28 protein-coding genes and 1 pseudogene are annotated in these 23,598 nt (G+C 46.4%); 23 read left to right on the top strand and 6 right to left on the bottom strand.

Features of this window, described 5'->3' with window-relative positions:
• The first annotated feature begins 8 nt into the window (after nt 1-8).
• Nucleotides 9-1,112 (top strand): GerAB/ArcD/ProY family transporter, encoded by a 1,104-nt coding sequence (locus tag BM412_RS20890; protein ID WP_177245969.1) that lies wholly within the window; start codon nt 9-11, stop codon nt 1,110-1,112.
• A complete protein-coding gene (locus BM412_RS20885) occupies nt 1,109-1,309 on the top strand; it encodes a hypothetical protein (RefSeq protein WP_091222679.1) in 201 nt (66 codons plus the stop codon). Before BM412_RS20890 ends, BM412_RS20885 begins: the two co-directional genes overlap by 4 nt.
• Nucleotides 1,310-1,365: 56 nt before the next feature.
• Here the strand turns inward: BM412_RS20885 and BM412_RS20880 are convergent, their stop codons facing one another.
• Nucleotides 1,366-1,833 carry a DinB family protein gene (locus tag BM412_RS20880; RefSeq protein ID WP_091222676.1) on the bottom strand — a complete coding sequence of 156 codons (468 nt, stop codon included), beginning with the start codon at nt 1,831-1,833 and terminating at the stop codon, nt 1,366-1,368.
• 176 nt (nt 1,834-2,009) lie between these two features.
• Between BM412_RS20880 and BM412_RS20875 the strand changes: the two are divergent.
• Nucleotides 2,010-2,324 (top strand): annotated as a pseudogene (locus BM412_RS20875) (GNAT family N-acetyltransferase); the annotation flags it as partial.
• A gap of 48 nt (nt 2,325-2,372) precedes the next feature.
• Here BM412_RS20875 and BM412_RS20870 read toward each other — a convergent pair.
• On the bottom strand, nt 2,373-3,224 hold the full coding sequence (locus BM412_RS20870) for an aldo/keto reductase (protein WP_091222673.1): 852 nt from the start codon (nt 3,222-3,224) through the stop codon (nt 2,373-2,375).
• A 167-nt stretch (nt 3,225-3,391) separates the two neighbouring features.
• Between BM412_RS20870 and BM412_RS20865 the strand changes: the two genes are divergently transcribed.
• The 6 genes from BM412_RS20865 to BM412_RS20840 all read left to right on the top strand — a co-directional run bounded on the left by BM412_RS20865 (nt 3,392) and on the right by BM412_RS20840 (nt 8,466).
• Complete coding sequence (locus BM412_RS20865; protein WP_091222671.1) at nt 3,392-4,285, top strand: AraC family transcriptional regulator; 894 nt, start codon at nt 3,392-3,394, stop codon at nt 4,283-4,285.
• 168 nt (nt 4,286-4,453) lie between these two features.
• A complete protein-coding gene (locus tag BM412_RS20860; protein ID WP_091222669.1) occupies nt 4,454-5,632 on the top strand; it encodes a sugar efflux transporter in 1,179 nt (392 codons plus the stop codon).
• Between the two features lie 78 nt (nt 5,633-5,710).
• Nucleotides 5,711-6,241, top strand: coding sequence for a GNAT family N-acetyltransferase (locus BM412_RS20855; protein WP_177245968.1), 531 nt, complete (start codon nt 5,711-5,713; stop codon nt 6,239-6,241).
• 126 nt (nt 6,242-6,367) lie between these two features.
• A complete protein-coding gene (locus BM412_RS20850; RefSeq protein WP_091222664.1) occupies nt 6,368-7,348 on the top strand; it encodes an aldo/keto reductase in 981 nt (326 codons plus the stop codon).
• Between the two features lie 66 nt (nt 7,349-7,414).
• On the top strand, nt 7,415-7,795 hold the full coding sequence (locus BM412_RS20845) for a MerR family transcriptional regulator (protein WP_091222662.1): 381 nt from the start codon (nt 7,415-7,417) through the stop codon (nt 7,793-7,795).
• 116 nt (nt 7,796-7,911) lie between these two features.
• The gene (locus BM412_RS20840; RefSeq protein WP_091222659.1) at nt 7,912-8,466 is read left to right on the top strand and encodes a DJ-1/PfpI family protein; all 555 of its coding nucleotides are present in this window, start codon (nt 7,912-7,914) and stop codon (nt 8,464-8,466) included.
• A gap of 496 nt (nt 8,467-8,962) precedes the next feature.
• On the opposite strand, the gene BM412_RS20835 is transcribed toward BM412_RS20840, so the two are convergent.
• Entirely contained in the window at nt 8,963-9,589 is a 627-nt protein-coding gene (locus BM412_RS20835) for a TetR/AcrR family transcriptional regulator (protein WP_256256477.1), read from the bottom strand.
• A 119-nt stretch (nt 9,590-9,708) separates the two neighbouring features.
• On the opposite strand from BM412_RS20835, the gene BM412_RS20830 reads away from it, so the two are divergent.
• From BM412_RS20830 to BM412_RS20795, 8 genes are all read left to right on the top strand, one after another.
• The gene (locus BM412_RS20830) at nt 9,709-10,911 is read left to right on the top strand and encodes a multidrug efflux MFS transporter (RefSeq protein ID WP_091222656.1); all 1,203 of its coding nucleotides are present in this window, start codon (nt 9,709-9,711) and stop codon (nt 10,909-10,911) included.
• Nucleotides 10,912-10,932: 21 nt separating this feature from the next.
• A complete protein-coding gene (locus tag BM412_RS20825) occupies nt 10,933-11,586 on the top strand; it encodes an MBL fold metallo-hydrolase (protein WP_091222653.1) in 654 nt (217 codons plus the stop codon).
• A gap of 310 nt (nt 11,587-11,896) precedes the next feature.
• Entirely contained in the window at nt 11,897-13,402 is a 1,506-nt protein-coding gene (locus BM412_RS20820) for a malate:quinone oxidoreductase (RefSeq protein ID WP_091222651.1), read from the top strand.
• Between the two features lie 703 nt (nt 13,403-14,105).
• Complete coding sequence (locus BM412_RS20815; protein WP_091222648.1) at nt 14,106-14,933, top strand: methyltransferase domain-containing protein; 828 nt, start codon at nt 14,106-14,108, stop codon at nt 14,931-14,933.
• 27 nt (nt 14,934-14,960) lie between these two features.
• The gene (locus tag BM412_RS20810) at nt 14,961-15,488 is read left to right on the top strand and encodes a GNAT family N-acetyltransferase (protein WP_091222645.1); all 528 of its coding nucleotides are present in this window, start codon (nt 14,961-14,963) and stop codon (nt 15,486-15,488) included.
• A gap of 167 nt (nt 15,489-15,655) precedes the next feature.
• Nucleotides 15,656-16,138 carry a DUF2975 domain-containing protein gene (locus BM412_RS20805; RefSeq protein ID WP_091222643.1) on the top strand — a complete coding sequence of 161 codons (483 nt, stop codon included), beginning with the start codon at nt 15,656-15,658 and terminating at the stop codon, nt 16,136-16,138.
• A gap of 10 nt (nt 16,139-16,148) precedes the next feature.
• Nucleotides 16,149-16,358, top strand: a complete 210-nt coding sequence (locus BM412_RS20800; protein ID WP_091222640.1) for a helix-turn-helix domain-containing protein — start codon at nt 16,149-16,151, stop codon at nt 16,356-16,358.
• Complete coding sequence (locus BM412_RS20795) at nt 16,358-17,140, top strand: DUF817 domain-containing protein (protein WP_091222638.1); 783 nt, start codon at nt 16,358-16,360, stop codon at nt 17,138-17,140. Before BM412_RS20800 ends, BM412_RS20795 begins: the two co-directional genes overlap by 1 nt.
• 43 nt (nt 17,141-17,183) lie before the next feature.
• Here BM412_RS20795 and BM412_RS20790 read toward each other — a convergent pair whose 3' ends face one another.
• Nucleotides 17,184-17,888 (bottom strand): protein-glutamine gamma-glutamyltransferase, encoded by a 705-nt coding sequence (locus BM412_RS20790; protein WP_091222635.1) that lies wholly within the window; start codon nt 17,886-17,888, stop codon nt 17,184-17,186.
• Nucleotides 17,889-18,029: 141 nt separating this feature from the next.
• On the opposite strand from BM412_RS20790, the gene BM412_RS20785 reads away from it, so the two are divergent.
• From BM412_RS20785 to BM412_RS20770, 4 genes are all read left to right on the top strand, one after another.
• Nucleotides 18,030-18,677: a hypothetical protein gene (locus BM412_RS20785; RefSeq protein WP_091222631.1), complete on the top strand. Its 648-nt coding sequence runs from the start codon at nt 18,030-18,032 to the stop codon at nt 18,675-18,677.
• A 357-nt stretch (nt 18,678-19,034) separates the two neighbouring features.
• Complete coding sequence (locus BM412_RS20780) at nt 19,035-19,529, top strand: hypothetical protein (protein WP_091222628.1); 495 nt, start codon at nt 19,035-19,037, stop codon at nt 19,527-19,529.
• A gap of 519 nt (nt 19,530-20,048) precedes the next feature.
• Nucleotides 20,049-20,291 carry a hypothetical protein gene (locus tag BM412_RS20775; protein WP_091222625.1) on the top strand — a complete coding sequence of 81 codons (243 nt, stop codon included), beginning with the start codon at nt 20,049-20,051 and terminating at the stop codon, nt 20,289-20,291.
• Between the two features lie 115 nt (nt 20,292-20,406).
• Nucleotides 20,407-20,688, top strand: a complete 282-nt coding sequence (locus BM412_RS20770) for a hypothetical protein (RefSeq protein ID WP_091222622.1) — start codon at nt 20,407-20,409, stop codon at nt 20,686-20,688.
• A 152-nt stretch (nt 20,689-20,840) separates the two neighbouring features.
• Here BM412_RS20770 and BM412_RS20765 read toward each other — a convergent pair whose 3' ends face one another.
• On the bottom strand, nt 20,841-21,314 hold the full coding sequence (locus BM412_RS20765) for a hypothetical protein (RefSeq protein ID WP_091222619.1): 474 nt from the start codon (nt 21,312-21,314) through the stop codon (nt 20,841-20,843).
• Nucleotides 21,315-21,361: 47 nt separating this feature from the next.
• On the opposite strand from BM412_RS20765, the gene BM412_RS20760 reads away from it, so the two are divergent.
• Nucleotides 21,362-21,871 (top strand): hypothetical protein, encoded by a 510-nt coding sequence (locus BM412_RS20760; RefSeq protein ID WP_091222616.1) that lies wholly within the window; start codon nt 21,362-21,364, stop codon nt 21,869-21,871.
• A 13-nt stretch (nt 21,872-21,884) separates the two neighbouring features.
• On the opposite strand, the gene BM412_RS20755 is transcribed toward BM412_RS20760, so the two are convergent.
• Entirely contained in the window at nt 21,885-22,292 is a 408-nt protein-coding gene (locus BM412_RS20755) for a hypothetical protein (protein WP_091222613.1), read from the bottom strand.
• Nucleotides 22,293-22,754: 462 nt separating this feature from the next.
• Between BM412_RS20755 and BM412_RS20745 the strand changes: the two genes are divergently transcribed.
• Entirely contained in the window at nt 22,755-23,531 is a 777-nt protein-coding gene (locus tag BM412_RS20745; protein WP_091222610.1) for an ABC transporter ATP-binding protein, read from the top strand.
• Nucleotides 23,532-23,598: the final 67 nt, after the last annotated feature.

The following is a 23,598-nucleotide window of genomic DNA, read 5'->3' as shown; positions in this document are numbered from 1 at the left end:
AGATGGCATTGGAAAAACCACTACAACTGGGCGGGTGGCAACTATTCGCAATGACTGCCGCGTTCGTCGCGGGGACGTCGTTCATCTTGCTGCCCGTCGGACTTATTTCCGCAGCTCGGCAGCTCGGATGGCTCGTTCAACTGTGGAGCACGCTGTTTGGCGTTGTCGCAGGAGCGTTCTGGCTGTATGTGGCAAGCCGATACCCCGGGTTGTCCCTTGTCCAAATCTCCCAAAAGGCGCTCGGTAAATACGTGGGAGGCTTCGTAGCCCTATGTTATATCGTGTTCTTCGTTCAAATGGCGGCTTGGGTGACGCGAAATATGAGCGACTACATGCAGGTTAACCTGATGCCAAGAACCCCGATCAGTGTGTTTAACATCCTGGCGCTGCTTGTATGTGCCTATGCGGTGATCAAAGGAATCGATACGATCTCTATGGTGAGCGTAGTCATTCTCCCCATTCTAATGATCGCGTACTGGACGCCATTTACCGTCATGCTTAGAGAGTGGGACTGGCGAAACTTTGACTATCCGGGCACTTTTGAATTTTTGCCGACCTTAGCAGAGACGAAATACGCGCTCGGCTTTCCTTTCATGGAGACCGTCGCGTTTATGATGGCATTCCCGTTGGTACGCAAAAGGCTCAATATCGCCTTTCTTGGAGGGATCGCCTTCATGGGTTTCCAGCTTGCACTTGGCATTTTCTTTACCGTCGGGATTCTCGGCGTTTACCGGGGGTCACACTTGGCATACCCCATCTATATCATCTTCCGCGAAATGCAATTCTCTAATTTCGTCGAGCATCTCGAAGCGATCATATCCGTGAATGCTCTTCTGCTCGTGTTTCTGAAGCTCAGCGTGTTATTCTATTTCGCCGTTACGGCGATCTGCCAGCTGTTTACAATAGAGAACAGAGCTATTGTCGCTTACCCGCTCGTATGGGTCATCTCGGCCTACGCTTTGTTTTTCGCGAATATCGTCGAGAATGCGGAATGGGTCCAGAACTATTTGTTTGTCTATTACGTTCCGTTTGGAGTCGGTTTTCCCTTATTGTTCCTCGTCGCCGCTTGGCTTCGCAAAGGGAACGCAATTACGAAGGAGGCGGCCATATGACCTGGCTGATTTTACTGTATATCGCGTTCCTAATCGCCGGGTTCATCATTATGAAAGCAGAGCATATCGGCCGGAAAGAAAAGACGGTGTTCGTCGCGATTACGACAATCGGCTGCATCTTATGGGGGAGCGTGATTGTGCATCGGCCTCTTGATTTGAACAAATGGATCGGCATGGCCATCGATTTCATGTTTTGAGCAACTAAGAAGGGCTGCCATTCGGCAGCCCTTCTTATGCTAACCGGAGCTGACTATCAGCCCCCGCCAAGTCGCGCGTATAGGATGTAATCCAGAGGCTTCGGTTCAGCCCCGCTCTGGCGGAGCAGCGTGTTGATCTGGCCGCGGTGGTACTGACCGTGCAAGGCGACGTGGATCAAAATATCCCGAGTCGACGTCTCGAACGGTGCCCCGGCTTGGCTGCGGTAAGCGACCGGTTGGTCTAGTTCCTCTTCGGGCAAGGCATTAAGCCAAGCCTGAAATCCACTTCCGTTCGCTTCGATCAACGCTGCGCAGTCGAGCGAATCCGTATCGTCTACCCACAGCCGGATAACTTCGCTGCTCTCGCCTCGCAGCCGAGTCAGCCAGATGCGCTCCGCTTGGAGCACATGCAGAAACAGAAGCGTTGCTTTACTAGCTTCATCCTTCGGCGCGGCTTGCAGCGCCTCGAGCAGCTGGCGGTTCGCCCAATCCATATGCGCGAACATCGTTCGAATCGTTTGCATGAAATCGACCTCCGTAGTGCCTGGGTATCGTGCCTCATTCTGCTTCTATTGTATAACAAACGCGGCGCATAATTTTCACATAAACAAAATGTAGATTTAATAAAATCCCCGAAGTCCTTATATATACTTAGTTTGTCTGATATGGCGAACAACTAGGACTGGGTGGTAGAGATACGATGTTAAAAAAACGCGATTTGCACGAATGCCATTCCCTGTATAACCTCATGATGGACCCTGCCGTTTTCCCTTACGTTCGCTATAAATGCCAATGTTATGAAGAATATTTATTCGTAACCAAACAATTGATCGGTGAAGAAGAACGGGGGACTTGTATCTCCAGAACGATCCTTGATGAGGTGGGGCATCCCATTGGCACGATTGATCTCTATGATATTGTTAACCAAACAGGCTTCTTAGCCACTTGGATTGGAGCCCCTTATTTTGGACAAGGGTATAACCAGCGAGCGAAGGAAGCCTTCCTTACCGAACTTGGACTTTTTGGAAAGCAGCAAAGTCAAGCAACATGAGACGAAAGCGGGTTAGATATCGAGTTTTCTCGTACCGAGCCATTTCACCATTTCGGGATCGCGATGAGAGAAGAACAGGCTCTGCTTCGTATCTAGCGCAGCAATCGACTCCATATCCTCCTGACTTAACTCAAAATCAAAGATGCTGATGTTCTCGACCATTCTATCTGGACGAACAGACTTTGGAATGACAACGACTTCTCTTTGAATCAGCCAACGTAAAACCACCTGAGCGACGGATTTATCATACTTCTCAGCTATGGCTGCCAGTTCCGCATGCTGGAACAAGTTGTTTTTTCCTTCGGCAAAAGGCGCCCAAGATTGAATCTGAACATGGTTCTCTGCCATGAACTTCGCGCTGTCCAGCTGTTGATGGAATGGATGCGTTTCGACTTGGTTTACGGCAGGAACGACTTCATTATGAAGGATCAGATCGATCAGACGGTCCATGTGGAAATTGCTGACGCCGATCGCACGTACTTTTCCTTCACGATAGAGTTGCTCCATTGCACGCCAAGATCCATACACATCGCCGTACGGCTGATGAATTAAATACAAATCCAAGTACTCTAGCTGCAATCGTTTCAACGATTTGTCGAAGGCTTGGATCGTGCGCTCGTAACCGGTATCCTGAACCCAAAGCTTCGTAGTGATGAATAAATCTTCTCTGGCCGTGCCGCTCCGCCTAATCCCTCTGCCTACCGCTTCTTCATTTAAGTAAGAGGCAGCTGTATCAATCAACCGATAGCCTGCCATAATAGCGTCATAAACGCTTTGTTCGCACACATTCGGATCTGCGATCTGAAAAACGCCGAAACCAAGTATAGGCATCTTAACGCCATTATTTAAAATAACATTTTGCATGGATGCTCCTCCTGTTTAAAAGCTCGTTTCCCTTATTATGCAGCAGTTGTTAAGGAGCCGTTATCCCAATCGTCTCGAATCATTGCCTAATCCTCTCGCCACCACTTATGCAGCAATTGAAGATGGATTATAATCGAGCTATAGAAATGTTCGAACGGGGGGATTCAATGTCTCAACATATGACTATACAACAGCAAGAACTCACCCAAATTATTGAACGCTACGCTGTGACGGATGGTGTTCACCCGACTGCTGTTCCTTCATTGTATTTCATGCGTCTCTCGCATGCATTTGAGTCGAAGCATGGCGTTTATAAACCCTCCTTATGCATGGTGGTACAAGGTGCGAAGGAAGTATATCTTGGACAAGACCGCTATAGGTATTCTCCATCCGATTATCTGGTTGTATCCGTTCACTTGCCGGTTACTACGCAAGTTACAGAAGCCACTCCGGATGCTCCCTATTTGGGTTTCAAGCTTGAGTTTACGCCGAGTCAAATCTTAGAGGTTTTACGTGAATCCGATATTCAAGTTAACTCCATCGAGCATGCAAAGAGAGCTATGTTTGTCAGTCAGATGGAAACATCACTGTTGGATGCCATCACCAGATTAGCTCGTTTGTTAGATCAACCCAAAGATATTCCCGTTCTGGCCCCATTATTTACGAAGGAAATTATCTATAAAGTTCTGCAAGGTGAGAATGGAGTTGTCCTCGGGCAAATCGCCATGGAAGGAAGCTCGACTGTCCAAATCAAAGATGCGATTGATCAAATTATGGTTCAATATGATCGTGCCTTCCGAATTGAGGAGCTTGCCGAAATCGCGAATATGAGTGTGTCTTCGTTTCATCGGCATTTTAAAGACGTAACGGCCATGAGCCCGATTCAATTTCAAAAACATGTGAGACTTCAAGAAGCCAGGCGACTGCTATTAACGGAATCGGCTGATGCCACGGATGTGGCATTTCGAGTAGGTTATGAAAGCCCTTCGCAATTCAGTCGCGAATACTCCCGCATGTTTGGTTTTCCTCCAAGGCAAGATATAAAACGTTTGAAAACATAAATGGGCATTAATCGAAACCTTCCATGTGATAATGGAAGGTTTTTTTGTGGTGAGTTGACGCCATGGTGAAAGGAATAGGCAATGATTCGAGATGAATGGGATAACGGCCCGAATCTCAATGCTTCATAATAATTTAGAGGTCAGAGGGATTGATAAGGAGGATAAGGCTTGTACACGCGACTTAAAAGTTTACATGCAATCAAGGGATATGGATTATTTGTCATTTGTGTGCTGATGGTCGGCATCGGAATATCGATTACACTGCCATACTTAGCTCTGTATTGTACAGAAGAATTGGGAATGAGTGCAGGTTTCTTCGGCGTATTGACGGGCGTGAGTTCGTTAAGCGGCGTTGCAGCAAACTCGTTCATTGGTAAATACTCGGACCATAAGCTGGACCGGAAAGGCATTATCATCCTAGCCGCGGTTTCTTCCGCATTGGGGTATCTCTCTTATTTATGGTTGGATAACTTCATTCTTTTACTTATCATCGTTAGTTTCTTTAGCGGCTTAGGGGCCGCTGCCATGCCGCAAATTTATGCTTACGCTCAAGAATCGGCGAATGAGAGCAGCTTCGAAGACAAGACGTTTGCGATGTCTACTTTACGTTCGCTTGTATCACTCGGATTCCTGATCGGACCGTTAGTGGGAACCGTAATTTTAGGAGTTGTCGGATACAAAGGACTTTTTCTGGGGACTTCCGCTATTTTCCTTATAATCGCTTCTCTGGTGGGGTTCTTTCTGCCTAACAGAAGCGTCCTTCAAAAAAAGAAATCCAATATAGGCGCAGCTTCGCTCAACCGTAGACAGTTATGGCTTCCGCTCCTTGCATTCATTTTATTATTTGCGGTTAATGCCATAAACGGGATCGTTACGCCCTTGTTTATTGTAAACGAGCTTCATGGCTCTCATGCAAACGTGGGACTGGTTGTGAGTATTTGTGCCGGCTTGGAGATTCCCATCATGCTCGTGCTTGGCGCATTAGGCGCTAAGATTTCGAACCATTCATTAATGATAAGCGCCTGCTTTATTGCAATCCTGTATTACATCATATTGAGCCTTTCTAACGATGCCTGGCAGCTCCTTGCGGCACAGCTTTTACAAGCGTCATTCGTGGCCATTGTGATGGGCAATGGACTAAGTTTTTTCTCGGAACTGCTTCCGAATTCACCGGGCATGTCTACTACGATGTATTACAACGGGTCCATACTAGGAAGATTATTGGGCAATTTGGGCGGCGGGATCATTGCTCAGTATGCGGGGTTACGCGATGTTTATTTGGTCTGCCTGGCCGTATTGATTGTCTCGCTCTTTATCTTAATGAGAAGCCGGAGAAGTTTGGTGTAACGCTGACAATAAATTGTAATAATGTTACAGTTTAAGGGTGGAATACCTTATATCAGCAATGGACCCGGAGGAACGATCATGGAAATCACAGGTGAGAAAGTGTTGCTTAGAGAGTACACGGCGGACGATTTTGCTTTTTACAGTGAATTGGAACAACACAGTCTTACTTATAAATACGAAAGCAACCGTCTGGAGCTTGATCAAATCAAAACTAATTTTCAAACGATCTTGGCCGATATGGATGCCAGTCCGCGTGTCGTATATGCATTTCTGCTCTGCGATAAATTCGATTTGCGTCCTATCGGCAGAGTCAGAATTCGCTTAAACTGGGCAGAAATACAGGAATGGGAGATCGGGTGGGCACTGCATCCCGATCATTGGAAGAAAGGCTATGCAACCGATGCGGCAAAAACGCTCATTGGTTTTGCTTTTGACGAACTGCATGTTCATCGCGTAGTCGCCTATGCCAACGCGGAGAACGAGCTCTCCGAACAAGTCATGATTAGAGCCGGCATGATAAAGGACGGTTTACTGAGGGAGACCAGATTGTGTAACGAGAAGTGGTGCAATGAAGTGATTTATTCCGTTCTTGAAAGCGATCTGACATAGAACAGCCAAATATCGCTTGACTTGGAGTTAACTCCAAGTGTAATAATATCGGATGAAAACAGGCGGAGCGCAACTGGAGTAACCTACATGCGATGAGCTCCAAATTTTAGGGGAGTGGTGGATCAAATGGAATATGTGAAACTTGGCCATACGGGTTTGGATATATCGAGGCTTTGTCTTGGCTGTATGAGCTTTGGGGTGGCTGAGCGGTGGACGCATCCGTGGATTCTGGATGAAGCGAACAGTCGTCCCATTATAAAGAAAGCGCTCGAGCTTGGCATTAATTTTTTCGATACGGCGAATGTATATGCGGACGGAACAAGCGAGGAAATTGTGGGACGGGCACTTAAGGATTATGCCAATCGAGATGAAATTGTGCTGGCGACGAAGGTTCATTTTCGCATGCATGAGGGGCCAAATGGTGCCGGACTTTCACGTAAAGCCATTATGAGTGAAATCGATAAGAGTCTGAAACGATTGGGAACGGATTATGTGGACCTGTATCAAATTCACCGCTGGGATTACAATACGCCTATTGAAGAGACGATGGAAGCTCTGCATGACGTTGTGAAAGCGGGAAAAGCAAGATATATCGGCGCTTCTGCGATGTATGCCTGGCAATTTCTTAAGGCGTTACATGTAGCGGAAACCAATCGGTGGACTCGGTTTGTATCGATGCAGAACCATTTGAACCTTCTGTATCGTGAAGAAGAGCGGGAGATGCTGCCGCTTTGCAGAGAAGAGAAAATCGGCGTGATTCCCTATAGTCCGCTTGCATCCGGAAGATTGACGCGCGATTGGTCGGAAACGACGCGACGCTCTGAAACCGATCAGGTTCAGAGATCCAAATACGATGCGACTGCAAGCACAGACCGTTTGATTGTCGATCGGGTTGCGGCAATCGCCGAACAAAGCGGCGTCCCTCGCGCTCAGATCGCGCTTGCCTGGTTATTGCAGAAACAGCCCGTAGCGGCACCGATTATCGGGGCAACGAAATTAGCTCATCTTGAGGATCCGGTAGCTGCGCTGTCGATTCGATTAACAGCCGAAGAAATTGCGTCGCTGGAAGAACCCTATGTTCCTCATCGGGTGGTTGGCGCAATCTAATCACAAGAACGCCTTCTCTTCTTCAATGAGGCGTTCTTTGTGGTTAAAAGAGGAGATGACAGCAGCTTGTTAATTGCAGAAGTCAGTGAGAAGTTCGCTCTGTCCCAGGATACACTGCGCTATTACGAACGCATTGGTCTGATCCCGCGCGTGAATCGAAACAAAAGCGGTATCCGAGATTATACCGAGGAAGACTGCAGGTGGGTTGACTACATCAAATGTATGCGAGGGGTAGGTCTTCCTGTTGAGGTTTTGACGGCGTATGTGAATCTGTTTCAGCAAGGCGATGAAACCGTCGGTGCCAGAAAAGAAATTCTAATGGAGCAGCGCGAGCAGCTCTGCGCCAAGATGGAAGAGATGAAGCGGGTACTGGAGCGCATGGATGATAAAATAGCGAGATATGAGCAGACCATAGTCGAAAAGGAAAAGACGCTAAGCAGAGGATGAGCATACCAATGCTTATCCTCTCTCGACAAAATAGGGCAATTTACGTCCCTTTACAGATATTTCCTCTTCATGGACAATGAATAAGGGTTCTAATATGTCCATGGAGCGTGATCGAGTTGTCGAAGAAGATTCTTATCCTTACCGGTGATGCCGCTGAGTCGTTGGAAGTGTATTATCCTTATTTCCGCGTATTGGAGGAAGGGTTTGAAGCGGTTATCGCTGCTCCAAGCGTGAAGACGCTGCGGACGGTCGTCCACGATTTCGAAGGCTGGGATACGTATACGGAAAAGCCGGGTTATCAGCTGAATTCGCATATCGCATTCTCCGAGGTCGATCCTTCTGAATATGCGGGCCTTATTATCCCAGGCGGCAGGGCTCCTGAATATATTCGCTTAGACGACAATGTGCCTCGTATCGTGAGCCATTTCTTCGAAGCGAATAAGCCTGTTGGGGCGATCTGCCATGCGGCGCTTATTCTGGCCGTTGTGAACAACCGCAGCCATTTCGAAGGCCGCTCCATGACGGCTTACTCCGCATGTCGTCCGGATGTGGAGGTGCTTGGCGCGACCTACGCGAAGGAAACGCTTTGTGTAGACGGCAATATCATTTCGGGTCACGCTTGGCCGGATCTGCCGGGCTTCATGCGGGAATTCTTGAAGCAAGTGAAATAGCACATTTTAAGAAGGAGCCCCAGCGGGCTCCTTTCGTTTGTCGAGAAATTAGCTTCGGCACGGCGGCACGAGAGCAAAAATGTGCAGTACTGCCGCAATAAGCGCATGCTTTGTCGCATTCCAACTCTAACGGTTGTGACAGTGCTTATTTGGCCTTAATAGACCCTATTTATAGGCTAACGGTTGCCACAGCGCTTATTTGAACGGTTTCCACTGAGAATTAGCCAATCTGCTGTAATTAACGTCTGTTACAACCGTTAGACTTTCAAACAAGCTTGTTTTCAGCAAATAGCCACGCTGACAACCGTTAGAGTTTGTTTATGAAGCATGGACACAAAAACGGCTGTCGAGAACGTATGGTAGTCGGCTTCCGGGGCGTGATGAAACGATCATGCGAGGAGAGGCACGAGAAGGTTGAGCAGGGATAACCGATTTTCTACATCAAACGGCAGTCCGAGACGATCATTCGTCTGGGACTGCCGTTTTGAATTTGAGCTCAGGCTCGGGATTGAGGTAAGAAGGTCAAACGAATCTGTTCCAGAAACTGCTCTGACGAGTAGCCTCGCTCTTCCTTCTGGTAGGAGTACGATTCACTGCTAAGCGCCATGAGGAGCATGTCCGCTTTGAACACGCTGTTCGGCTGCCGGGATGGATCGGTTACCGCCATTTCGTCGAATAGTTCGACAAGCAGCTGATGCAGTTCAACATATAGGGGGCTTTGCGTTCGCGATCTGAATCGGTTGGTGGAAGCGGAGTCCTCGACCCCTTTAAGCAATTGGGATTTCTTCTCCCTGAATCCGATAAATAAGCTCAGCAGTCCTTGCAGTCGTTCGCTCGGCGGTGCTGTCCGATGATCCAGTAAATGCGCTTCGATATTCTCGAAGAGAAGGATTATATTCTCTTTCATCAAATCGTGGCACAGCTCGCCTTTGTTGCGATAACGGCGATACAGCGTGCCCGGACCGATCTGCGCTTCTGAGGCGATTTGGTTCATACTGACTTGTTCTACGCCATGCTGGTCGAAGAGGCGAATGGCCGCATCCAAGATGCGCTGACGATTCTCGGCAGCATCGCGGCGTTCGGAACGCGGTGGAGGCGTTGGTATAGGAGAATCTTGCATCATAATGTTCACTTCCCGGCGTATAAATAGGCTGTCTTGACAAGCGGAGCGGTCTCCGTTTAACATCAAATGGAGAGGTCTCCGCTTCATGCTATCATAAAGAATGGAAGTGTTCAATTCCCATGCCGATATGGAAAAGAAACCTCATTGTCTGCTGGTTCGGAATGTTTGTGACAGGGGTGGGCATGAGTCAGATTGCACCTGTATTGCCGCTGTTTATCAAGCATCTTGGCGTCCATGATGCAAGTGAAATCGCACAATTCTCCGGCTTCGCTTTCGGCGTTACGTTCATCATCTCCGCGATATTTTCTCCCATATGGGGAGCAGCTGCGGATAAATTCGGGCGAAAGCCGATGCTGCTGCGAGCGAGTCTTGGTATGGCGATTGTGATCTTCTGTATGGGCTTCGCGCCTAACGTTTATGTACTTATAGGACTACGATTATTGCAAGGAATTATTACCGGATACGGCACTGCATGTACGACGTTGATTGCAACGCAGACCGACCGAGATCATGCGGGGTATGCCTTAGGCACGCTGTCGACAGCCAACATTGCCGGCTCTTTGCTTGGACCTATGATTGGCGGTTTCTTGGTGGAAAACTTCGGCATGCAGGATGTATTCTTCATCACAGGTGCGCTGATGTTTGTCGCCTTTCTTACAACGGCATTTTTCGTAAAAGAAACCTTTACACGCGAGCATAAACAGGTAAAGAAGGCCAAAGAAGTGTGGGCTCTCATTCCGGAGAAAAGCTTGACGATCACGATGTTCGTGACCTTCTTCGTGTTAACGGTTGCCCTATATTCGGTGGAACCGATTCTTACCGTTTATATTACCCAGTTAACCTACAATCTCAGTCATGTTGCATTGATTGCCGGGATTACATTTTCCGCATCGGGACTTGCCAATATTTTTGCGGCGCCGCGGCTGGGCAAGTTATCTGATCGCATCGGAGCACATAAAGTAATGTTGTTTTCGCTGATTGCAGCCGGAGTTATTTTCATCCCGCAAGCTTTCGTCCGTAATCCGTGGGAGTTAATGATTCTGCGATTCTTATTGGGGCTTACCGCTGCCGGGTTGACGCCTACAGTGAATATTTTGATCAAAAAAATTACACCTGCGGCGATAACGGGCAGAGTGTTTGGTTTTACGATGTCAGCGGGCTATTTGGGCGTATTTGGGGGCGCGGTCCTTGGCGGCCAAGTGGCAGCCTGGTTCGGAAGCCGCTACGTATTTATTGTTACCAGCGCGCTGTTGTTGATGAATGCGGTGTGGGTTTATTTTAACGTATACAAGAAGCTTCATTTGAAACCAATCCAAACCTAGTTAGAAAAGGAGCTCTCCCCTATGCAAATCAAATGGTTCGGTCATTCATCCTTTCTTCTGACGTCAGATGTAGGCACGAGAACTCTCATCGATCCCTATTATAAATTTCTTGGCTACCGCATGCCGGTTCCGATTGAATCGGATATCGTTGTCGTTACCCATAATCATGGTGATCACAATAAAATTGAGGCAGCCTCAGGGAACTATGTGCTTGTGAATGAACCCAAGTCATATAGCTGCGGGGATGTGCGTATAACCGGGTTCAAGACATTCCACGATAAGGTTGAAGGGAAGAAAAGAGGTCCCAATATTATTTTTCGCTTCGAAATGGATGGTCTGACGATCTGTCATTGCGGGGATTTGGGACATCTGCTTAGCGAGGAGCAAGTTCAGGCAATCGGCAAAGTGGACGTCCTTATGATTCCCGTTGGTGGAAGAATGACGCTTGATGGGACGGAAGCCGCCCATGTGATGCGTCAATTGCAGGCGACTGTTGCGATTCCGATGCATTATCGGACGAAAGCATTGGGCTTCCTCGGGCGACTCGTATTTGCAAAGGCAGATAAATTCCTTACGGCTGCTGGGACGCGGTCGACATTGGACGTGAAAGCATTGCATGTAACGCCACAACATGTTGCTGATTATGCCGGCACGGTCACGATGCAGTACGAATAGATTCGGCAAGATTTGGCTTTGTTATTTGCTAGGAAGAAGTGGTTACACTAATAAAGGTATGGGGCCTGTTAGTTTTTACCTCTATCGGCCAGCATAGTGGAATTAAGGATATGTTAGGTGTAATTGGTACACGAATTTGTAAAGGATTATTGAACCCAATTATTTTAATCTCTAAATAATAGTGATACACTAGGAGAGAGAAAAATGACCGGAAAAGATGTGTGATAAGGTTTTACCCTGGCTTGCTGTGGCGCTTTAGCAGGAACGCTCACATCCTTTCTGCAAATCGTAGAGTAGAAGGACGGTAAACATGAGCAACAGACAAACGAATACAGACGTTATCTTAATTGGTGCCGGAATCATGAGTGCTACCTTAGGTTCGCTGCTTAAAGAATTAGTGCCGGACTGGAACATTACCGTACTCGAGCGGCGTGCAACCGCTGGTGAGGAAAGCTCAAACGAATGGAATAATGCAGGAACAGGACATTCTTCACTTTGCGAGCTTAACTACACGGTTGAGAAACCGGACGGTTCCATAGATATCAGCAAAGCTATTAAAGTGAATGAAGAATACCAGGTTTCCAGGCAGTTCTGGTCTTATCTGGTGAACAGCAACTTGATTCGCAATCCACAGGACTTTATCGTTCCAGTCCCTCATATGAGTTTTGTTCAAGGGGAACAAGATGTTAACTTTTTGAGGAAACGGTATAAAGCATTGGAGCACAATCCGTTGTTTGACGGCATGGAGTATTCCGAGGATCCGGCGAAGCTGAAGGAATGGATTCCGCTGATGATGAAGGATCGGAAGCTGGATCAACCTATTGCAGCTACGAGAATCGAATCGGGTACGGATGTTAACTTCGGCTCTCTAACTCGCATCTTGTTTGATCACCTGAAGAGCGAGAACGTGGATGTTAAATTCAACCATAACGTTGATGATATTAAGCGTGCAAGAGACGGTTCGTGGGAATTGAAAGTCCGTAATGTCGAGACAGGCGCGGTAGAACGCCAAACGGCGAAGTTTGTCTTCATCGGCGGCGGCGGCGGAAGCCTGCATTTGCTGCAGAAATCCGGCATTCCTGAAGGAAAAGGAATCGGCGGCTTCCCAGTAAGCGGTCTGTTCATGGTGTGTCAGAATCCGGAAGTGGTCGCGAAGCATCGTGCCAAAGTATACGGACAAGCTCCGGTCGGTGCGCCGCCAATGTCCGTTCCGCATCTGGACACACGCGTTATCGACAAGAAAGAGTCTCTGTTCTTCGGACCGTTCGCCGGTTTCTCGCCGAAGTTCTTGAAATTCGGTTCCATGTTCGATTTGTCGTCTTCCGTGAAAGGGCATAACCTCGTTACGATGATGGCAGCTGGCGTGAAGAACGTTTCCTTGACCACTTATCTAATTAAGCAAGTCATGTTATCCAAGGAAAAACGCATGGAAGCGTTGCGGGAATTCGTTCCGAATGCAAACAGCGAGGATTGGGAATTACTAGTAGCAGGTCAGCGTGTTCAAATTATTAAGGACACCGCGGCCGGCAAAGGAACGCTTCAATTCGGTACGGAAGTTATCAGTGCCGCTGACGGCTCCATTGCAGCATTGCTTGGCGCATCTCCGGGTGCTTCCACTGCCGTATCCGTTATGCTTGAAGTCATCAAGAAATGCTTCCCTGGTCATATCAAAGAGTGGGAGCCGAAGATCAAAGAAATGATTCCGTCTTACGGCGTGTCCCTGCTGAAGAACCCTGAGTTGATCCGTCAACATCAGCTTTCAACCGCGCGGGCGCTTGGTCTAAGCGAGAAAGTATCGCTGCAGGCATCGCACTAAGATCCTATAATGAAGCAGCCGAGATAGATCGGCTGCCAGTATCGGACAACACCCAATATAGAAGCAGCCGAGAGGGTTCGGCTGCTTTTTTTGCGTTGGTTAGGACAAGGGGGAGCGGTATCTCGTTGTGCGGTTGTGCTTGGAAAAGGTGGAATGCTCTAACGAATCGTGGAGGCCTTATTGCCTCCAAATAGCCTCGAAAAAATTTTAACGAATCGTACAGGTCTTATTGGACGTTTTTTATGTATCTTAGGGCCGATTTTCCTGAAATAAGGCTCCTACGATTCGTTAGATTTTCTGTACCTCCAAATTCAGCCGAATAAGGCTTCTACGATTCGTTAGAATCTCAGAGACTCAACATTGAGCTCAACTCCGCCCAACTCTAACCAACTCCTACTCCGATTCTTTGCCTTTTCCGGGGAAAGTGAGATCCAAGTTGTACGTGGCCACATTAGGTGGTCGCGATAAGTACATGAACTTGCAGCTAGCACATTGGTGGCCGTGATAAGTACATGAACTTGCAGCCAGCACACTCGGCGGCCGCGATACGTATATGAACCTGCAGCCGGCGGTGGATGATAGATGTAAATAGGAAATTATAAACAAACAACTTTCTCTTTTTTAGGATATACATGTAAAGTATGATGGCTGGTAGGAAAGGTCATTCCCTTCCACTATCACAATGGTGCTCCCGGAGGTACATATGATCGAGCGGAATTCAACTTACGATATCGAGAAGGCCGTATTGGGTTACACAGGTGAAATGGCGCGCTTGCAGGTTCAGGTGTTGATGGGATGGGAGAAAGAGTTCCGTAACCTGCAGTGGTTTGGATTACAGGACGGGATGCGTATTCTGGAAGTGGGCAGTGGCCCCGGGTTCTTCACGGAACAACTGGTTGGGCAGGTACCCCAGAGTACAATTACCGCGCTGGAGGTTGATTCCACCCTCTTGAACGAAGCCCGTAATCGATTAGTTCCACGATTCGCGTCGCAATTGGAGTTTGTCCATGCCTCTGTCTATGATAGCGGGCTGCCGGACCATTCCTATGATTTTGTTATTGCAAGACTGCTCTTCCTTCATTTGAAAGATCCGCTGGCAGCGGCCGGAGAACTCTCTCGTGTGTTAAAGCCGGGAGGGAAGCTGGTTATCATTGATGTCGATGATGGGATATTTGGTGCGCTGCATCCGGACTTACCTGTGCTGCCGTCCGTATTACGAAAGGTTGCAGATTATGTAGCTTGGAATGGTGGCAACCGATTGATTGGCAGAAGTCTGCCAAGGCTGTTGAGGCAAGCGGGTTTTACCGATGTCGATATGGATTCGATTCTGCAGCATAGCGATTTACTTGGCATTGAAGGTTTCCGATACCAGTTTGATATCAGACGATTCATGGGGTTATGCCAGAAAGGCGTGATTACTCAGGAGGAGCTGGATCAGATGAAGCAAGCATCGGAGAAGCTGAACAATTCGTCCGAGGCTTATGCGATGATGAACTTTGTCATGGCTTGCGGCACGAAACCACGTACTTAATGCAAACTTAGGAGGGGGAGTGCTGCAATGATTACGTTCAAGCAAATGAAGTTCGAAGATTCAGCTTCGATACGCGATATTGACCGTTCGGAAACCATCAATTTGGTCTATACATGCAGGGACGGCGTTCTAAACGCGATCAAATCGGAGCATGAATGTCCCAATTGGGGAGAAGACGATTATGCAGCAATCCTTTCTCGCTTTGAATATGAACTTCAAAACGGTGGGACCGCATTTGGCGCTTACGATCAGAATAAACTCGTTGGATTCGGTGTCTTGGCTCATCAGTTCAGAGGCCAGGCGAACAATCAGCTGCAAGTCGATCTGATGTATGTTACACGAAACTACCGGAGACAAGGAATTGGCCGACGTATCTTGGAGGAGTTAAGCAATGAAGCCATCATAAGAGGGGCTGAATATCTCTACATCTCCTCAACGGAAACGGAGTCCGCGGTCAAGTTCTATTCCAGCTGCGGCTCGATGAATACGTTAGAGGTGGATAAGGAACTGTTTGAAAAAGAACCGCATGATATCCATATGGTAAAGAAGCTTTAGCACTCCTAATTGCGAGGGGATCCCGATTCACAAAGGCTGCCGGATTTTGGCGGCCTTTGTATTTGATTTAAACAATATAAATAGATCATATAACGATTTAAATTTATTGCAAAACGATAAATTGTATGGTAAATTCAATGTGGGAACAACGAAATGAGGTGCATGTCATGGAACGAGGCTCAACCCTCTTCTTAAAGGTAACTGTTTTTCTGATCGGCATTCCGGTTCTGGCGATTTGCATATTTGTCATTCCCGAGATCGCGAATTATATTGTAGAATTATATCCGGATCATACGTATCTGAAATATTTTGTATGTATTGATCTCTACGCAACGGTGATTCCTTACTACATTGCTCTGTATCATGCTTTCAAACTGTTAGGCTATATTGATAAGAACCAAGCTTTCTCGGATTTAGCTGTTACTGCTTTGAAGCATATCAAAACTTGCGCGCTCGTAATCAGTGCCTTGTTTGTCTTAGGAATGCCGCTCTTCTACCTCTTTGCTGAGAGGGATGATTCCCCCGGTGTCATTGTAATCGGGATGGTGTTTATATTTGCTTCGGTGGTCATTGCCGTCTTCGCGGCTGTTCTTCAGAAGCTGTTGAAAAATGCCATAGATATCAAATCAGAAAACGACCTAACGGTCTGAGGTGAATAACATGGCGATCATAATTAATATTGATGTGATGTTGGCGAAACGGAAAATGAGCGTAACGGAGCTTTCGGAGAGGGTCGGAATTACGATGGCGAACCTGTCCATATTGAAGAATGGGAAGGCTAAAGCGATTCGGATTTCCACTTTAGAGGCCATTTGTAAAGCTTTAGATTGTCAGCCGGGAGACGTCTTAGAATACAAAATGGACGAATAATGAGAAGGGCATTGCTTCAGCTCGTTCGTTTCGGCTGGGAGCAGGCATGGTCTTGTCTGTTCCCCGTTGTGATTTTCGCTTCGCTGGCTTTAACGCAGCTTGTTCAGATTCCTTGGCTCCCGAGGTACGACTTGCTGCTGCTCATTTGCCTTACGATGCAGTGGTGGATGGTTCGTTCCGGTCTTGAATCGCGCGATGAAGTTAAAGTCATCACTTTGTTTCACCTAATTGGCTTGGCACTTGAAATCTTCAAGGTGCACATGGGTTCATGGTCGTACCCCGGGGAGGGGTATACGAAGGTGTTCGGCGTTCCGTTATACAGTGGCTTTATGTACGCGAGTGTTGCAAGTTATCTCTGCCAAGCCTGGCGGCGGATGGACGTCGAATTGGTAAGATGGCCGCCGTTCCCGGTGGTGGTTACACTTGCTGCTATGATTTATTTGAACTTCTTCACTCATCATTATTGGATCGATGCTCGCTGGTGGTTGTCAGCACTTGTTCTACTCGTATTTTGGCGGACTTGGGTCACCTATATGGTTGGCGGTACACGATACCGGATGCCGCTCGCGCCATCGTTCGTGTTAATAGGGTTCTTTATCTGGATCGCAGAGAACGTCGCAACGTTCTTTGGCGCGTGGGAATATCCGGATCAAGCCGAATCATGGCGGTTCGTACATTTTGGAAAAGTGAGCTCATGGCTGCTGCTCGTCATTGTTAGTTTTCTGATTGTAGCGACTTTGAAGCTGGTGAAGGACCGGCAAGTCCCTAGTGGGACCAAATAAAAGAAGGCCGGGAAGAGCATTTGCTCTTCCCGGCCTTTGTGCGTTAATGCCGGATATATCTTCTTACGCCGATGCTCGCACCTACTGCCGCGTACGGGTTCGGCCATTTCGTATTGTAGTACAGGCGGATATCGGCGGGAGCGTATTGGGACAAATGATAGAAATCCGGATACACGAACCGATCCTCCAGGTAGGCGGATTTTGTTGCATCTTCAATGCGGCGTTTGTTTAGCGAGGCTATGATGCCTTCTCCGCTCTTGATGCCAATCCCATGCCCGAAATAAAGGTCGTCACCCAGCTTAACGACATTTTCGCCTTGCCACTCCATTTTATCTGGATTGACATCCGGGTTCTTGAAGTACAACACGTCACCGGGCTGCGATTTTTCGCTTGGCGCGTCTTCCGTAATTAGTCCGAGGTCACTGTCTGCTTGCCAGGAGTGCAGGTACAGATTCTGAAACAACCGATTAAACGGAGTTTCTCCGAGCGTATCGAGAACGGCTTTGTACAACACGATGATGATGGCTGTCGCGCACTCGAAGCCGTATTTTTTCCCATTCGAAAAAATATCCTGAATGGCTTCAGCCGGCATAACGCTGTCCCTGAGCTGAAATCCACCTTCACTCGTCAACGTCCAGTACTTCTCATTGCAAAACGACTTCTTAAACGTAGCGAATCCCGCGGGGCTGCTGTTCAAGTCCCTGGCTGCCGCGATAATATTCGACCTTAAGGTCGGTTCGAACTGCATGTCGGCTCTGCCTCCTTATCAATCTCCATATGCCTATTCCATTGTATGGGCAAAGAAGAATGCTTGTGCGTAAGCGCAACTATAGATGTTTATTTTCGTCTGAAGAGTATGGATGTTTTTGTCATTAATGGAGGTGTTGTAGTGATTAGATGGCGCTTATTGCTGGCTATAGGATTGGTGATGATTACGGGATGTGGGAATGGGGGGAATTCGGGCGTACATGCAAGCAATGAATCTGTCGCGGATTACATTGATTTTGGAGATAAGCGTTATCTTAACGCCTGGGAATTATCCTTACTTGAATCCACGAAGATCGATAAAATCGGTGTAGTTGAACGTGGCTCGAGAATTTCCGGCAACAATGCTGTGTATGAAATCGAGGGATACCCTGATCGGGATGTGGTCGCTGTTCAAGATGACAGTGCAGCTATTGCTACTATCGAGAATAGAACCGGGTATAGCATTTATGTTTTGTTCGAGGGGGCAGATCAGCCCAGTCATGACCCGAATTTATTGGATTTGCCGGTCGAGAAAGTAAATATATATCGAGGGACCAGGTTGCTCCATACCTATGAAGGGGAAGATGTACGCACGATCCAACGCCTCCTGGACCAGAAGGGGCCGGATAACGAATTTCGAACCGATGCAGCGGCTAGGCTAACCGTCTTGTTTATTACAGCTAACACGCTGGGATATAACTATGGGATTACAGAGAAGGACGGAGCGTATGGGTTGGCCCATCGCGAGAGCAAGCTGCCTGCGGATATTGCGCGATTCTTTGCTGAATAGGTGAGGCGCAAGGAAGAGGAGGCAACTTTATCTTTTTTATTTTAATTTGTCTATGTCTGTACTTAGCATGTAACTTTGGGTTCTGGGTACAGCTGCGGTATATCATGAAGGTTCCAAGAAAGAAAGGGTCTTCGCGATCCTATTTATCAATATTATTCTTCCTTTGGCATACCTAATTAAAAATATATATTTCACTTATACTATAATATGTATCTGGTTACTAACTACTGTTGTTATGACGATTATTCAAGAATTTAAATAGAATCATGAGAAATAATATATTAATTTCTTGCTGGGCATGAATGCAATTAGAAATTGGACTGCCACAGTGATTGAAGCGTAGTTGGAGGTATGGTCTTGTTACAGAAGTCAATTCTAATAGTTTGTATGCTAGCGCTTTATGCTGCATTAGTAGCTGGTCCTGTATTGTTTTTAGTGAATGGTTTGTATGTCTACTTCTTAATCAATTGTTTTATATCATTTGTTTCATTTTCTTGGTTAGTTATGAGTAGAAAAGGGCGAAAGAGATTGAAAATAGGGCAGAGAGTATTATTTATTATCTTCTCTCTACTGTTTCTGATTGTGGGAAGTAAGTATTTAAGAGATGTTCCGGCCTACTACTCTAGTGATTGGCGTATTTCTGAAGGGTATCCTTTGGATGTTGAATATTCAAGAAGAGGAGGCGCGGACATTAAGTTGCAAGGAGTAACCGCAACTTTCGGATCCCCCTATCTCCCCAGTAATCCAAGTAACCACAAATTCAGGATAACCTATTTACCTCAATCGAATTTTATTCTTAAATGCGAGTACGATGATGATAATGCATGGGAAACAATTTCGGCTTGCTATTAACTTCATTGAGTAAAGTGAATTTGGATATGGAGTGATAGTTAAATTGAAGAAGCGTCGCTTACTCCTATCAACCATAGTTTTTGCTTCCTATGTGTTGCGTCAGTTGTTTATCATGTGCGAAAAAGCAAGAAGTAGGCGTTGGGCTAACGGCTAGCCCCGGGTTAAGCCAAACAGGATTGGAGGAATATACATCAGATCCAGGCGGGCTGGGAGCTGAGAGTCACATTTTGGAACTCTCAGTTTCTTTTCGCGGGGATTTCGCAGGTGAGAGTTTGATTTTGGAACTCTCACCTGCCTTCGAAATCCGAGCGATGGTGGATTCATAGCTAAGAGTCGCATTTTGGAACTCTCAGCTGCCTTCGAACCCCGAGTGGTGGTGGATTCAGAGTTGAGAGTCGTCTTTTGGAACTCTCAGCTCCCATACGCAGGGATTTCGCAAGTGAGAACTCGCTTTCGGCGGGCGGAACAGATCCAGTACGTGGTATATTCAAACTAGCCAAACGAGGAGGAAATACAGCATTGTTCAAGTTAAAAGAGATTATCGTAGGTTTAATCGTTTCAGCGTTGATGCCCATGTTGCTGCTCCTATTCTTAAAGTTCAACTCGACGTCGGTTGTGGAAAATTCGGATGGTTCCGTTACGCAAACGGCCACTTGGGTAAGCTTCTCGGTGACATCTTACTTATTTACCGTGGTATGTATTTTGATCTTATACATGATTATAAGTACGACGATTAAGCTGTTGAGGAAGAAGTGGCGTTAACGGTGAGTAAGTGGTTAAATGCAAAGGAAGTGGAACAATTTGCTAATATGCCAAGGAATTATTTTCGTGTTTAATATATAGGGTACAGAAGGCTGCAAAGAAGTGGAGAGCAATAATGAAGAAGAAGGAAGTTGTGCTTTATTTTAGTTTAGGTGCGTTTGTATATGGTGCGGCAATTTATATATTACATAGCTTGCAGCAAAGTTTGATTTGGTTCTTATTTTTTCTATTACTGAGTAGTCTGTTAGTTACTCTCAGGGTATCGGATGCGAATCGAAGCTTCGGTAAACAATTTGCCGGTGTTTGTGTGGGGTTGTTCTTTTTCGGGTGGTTTGCTGTAATAATCATTGTGCTGGTAAAAGCGTTCGCGTTATATGTATACCGTTCATTAAGCTAATCGGAACACGATAATTAGAAAAAACACGACGAGGCAGCCGGCATTAACCGGTTGCCTCGCCTTTATTAAACCGGCAAAACAGACTTAATTAACCATTGTGCCAGGCAATGTTCTTTTGGTAAAATCATACAGACAAAAATTACAGCAGGAGATTATTCGCTCCTTTTTGTTCCAAAGCGGAAACTAAACAAAACGCCAACCAATACGGCAAAAGCCAAACCGCCAACGAAAGTATATCCATTCAAAAAGAAAGTATTTGTATACTGGTTCAGGAACGAGAAGCGATACAGCTTGGATTCAGGGTCATCCCAGTCACCTAGTATATTCAGTTGTTGATTAATAAAACGAATCTCCCCATAAATTGAAGCAGAAACAATACAACAGCTACATAATACGATCAGCCATCGTATGGCGGCTTTGCGTTGGCGAAACCAGGTATAGGTGAGAGTGACTGTGAGCAGCAGCAAGGGGATATAGACGGAGGCAGCTAATGCAACTGCAATCAGCCCCGGATTTCCGTTTCCCGAACTATGCCTTGTTCCATCCATAGTGAACAAATCTACTCCATAGAAAAACAATGCACTTAGCGCAAGTAAGATAACGAGGGTGGTTGTTTTCTGTCTCATCTTAGCCTCCCACTACGGTGATGTTCAAAGAGAAAGGGGTAGTACGATTGAGCAAAAAACAAAAGGTAATCGTAAAGATTTCAGTTGGGTTGAATATCGCCTTAATCGCATTAGTTGCATGGGGATATATGAGGATTAATTTTGTTAAAGAACAGATACTCGTTACCGAGGTACAAACGAATTTAGTCGAATTGGAAGGATTAATTTCAAACCAAGTTGCCCATCATTGGTCTGAACCGAACTTGGTTACTGTTGAACTGGGAGACGTATTGAACGGTATATGGCTTGGTATCACATCCGGGGGTCAATTGGGGACGCTATCCAAACGAGATAAGAATATCCTTAGTAAATTGTATAACAAATTGAGTTATTTTCCTCATGATGAGTTATATAAATTTGCCGATTTAACCGAAGAGGATAAAGTGAATTATGAAGAATTGCAAAAGAAGCTTCGTGAAGTTGGCTTAGGTTTAAATATGCAAGTTAGCGTGGGATTCAACAATTTCATATCTCAGGCAGCGGAATTAGTAGAAAAGATAGAGGTTCCATTACAATAATTTGGCCAATTATCTAAGCGCAGAATCCGACCGCAAACATCGAAACAATTATTGAAATGCCATATAGCCCGATTACTTCAAGTCTTGTTTTAACGAAGAAAACCAACTTCGGATGTAGGATTCCGAAGAACAATAAGATCATGCTGATAAACAATGTTGTGATGGGAATCGAGATAAGTTTCTTCTCCGACGCAAGGTAACCTATAACACCAAACAGAACTGCAGCAGCAATGAGAATAAACATAGCAACTCTAATGATACGGAACAGATTAAAGCTATTCCTAATTTTCTTCTCATCATAGTAAGTCTTTATGACATCATCTGCGATGTAACTGTAAAAAGCAGCAGTTTGAACTTTTGAGGCATCCCTTTGAACTTTCCTCATCTGCCGCTGAAAATTACGTTGGGTTTTTGTGGTCATTTAGCACTCCTCCTTTAGTCCTATATCTTCTATGATAAGGGAGGAATTTCCTTCTAATCAAGAAAATTTTGTAATTATTTGTTACATTACTTCTGAGATGAGCCTCTATTTTCTGTTAAGGAAGTGGTTACTATTAGTAGAGTGGTGCTGGAGTTACTTCGAATTATTTTGCTTATTGCGGTTCTTGGAGCGATTTTTGGGTTTCTGATAAAAACAATCTACTCCGAGTTAGGTATTTCTAAGGAAAAGTATGAATGGACTATAATGCTTGGCATATACATTTTTATTTTTGTTTTGTACCGAAACAAGCTTCAGTTCAGTGGATGGTATACAGGAAAAGGAAGAGAGAAGCTGCCTCGAAGCGCAACTCAATTTTTTGTAATCATTTCTACTTTGCTGATTTTATCGCCAATCTATCTAAGATAAGGTTCTCGGTCTTGAAAGGAGCTTAGCAATAAATCTATGATTATCGATATCGAACATGTTACATGGCGACGGGAGGGACTTACGCTGCTGAATGATGTCAGCTGGCAGGTCTCCTCCGGCGAACATTGGGCACTGCTTGGCCTGAACGGATCCGGCAAAACAACGCTGCTAAATATGGTGAACGGCTACTTCTGGCCTTCCGAAGGTTCGGTCAGCGTGCTTGACCACCGTTTCGGAGAAGTCGACTTGAGGGAGCTTCGCAAAACAATCGGATGGGTCAGCACATCACTTCAAGAGAAGCTATATGCTTCAGACCGGACCCAAAATATCGTCATCAGCGGGAAGCATGCGACGATTGGGCTCTATGACCTTATTTTAGATGAGGACCTCGATGCAGCTCGGTCCCTGATGGAGATGCTGGGCTGTGCCCATCTGTGGGATCGCGAGTTTCGCACCTGCTCGCAGGGCGAGAAACAGAAGCTGCTCATTGCCCGCGCGCTAATGGCGAAGCCGCGCATTCTTATCCTGGACGAGCCATGTAACGGCCTCGACTTATTCTCACGTGAACGGCTGCTGGCCAGTATCAAGGACTTGGCCGAAAGCAAAGATGCTCCGACGCTGATTTACGTCACGCATCATACGGAAGAGATATTGCCGGTGTTTACGCATGCGCTGCTCATAAGAGGCGGCGAGGTGGTTCGAAGGGGGAGAACGGAAGACGTCCTGACGACGGACGGTCTCAGTGATTTTTTTGAGGCGCCTGTGGCGGTAGAAAAGCATGGTGATCGGATATACGTGCGCGTTGCGGAGTAACGGAACGATAAATCAATCAAGCAAAGAAGGCATTCGATTATATATAATCGGGTGCCTTTATTTAACT

This window comes from Paenibacillus sp. BC26 (assembly GCF_900116125.1).
GTDB lineage: Bacteria > Bacillota > Bacilli > Paenibacillales > Paenibacillaceae > Paenibacillus_Z > Paenibacillus_Z lignilyticus.
This window is presented reverse-complemented; position numbering and strand designations above follow the sequence as displayed.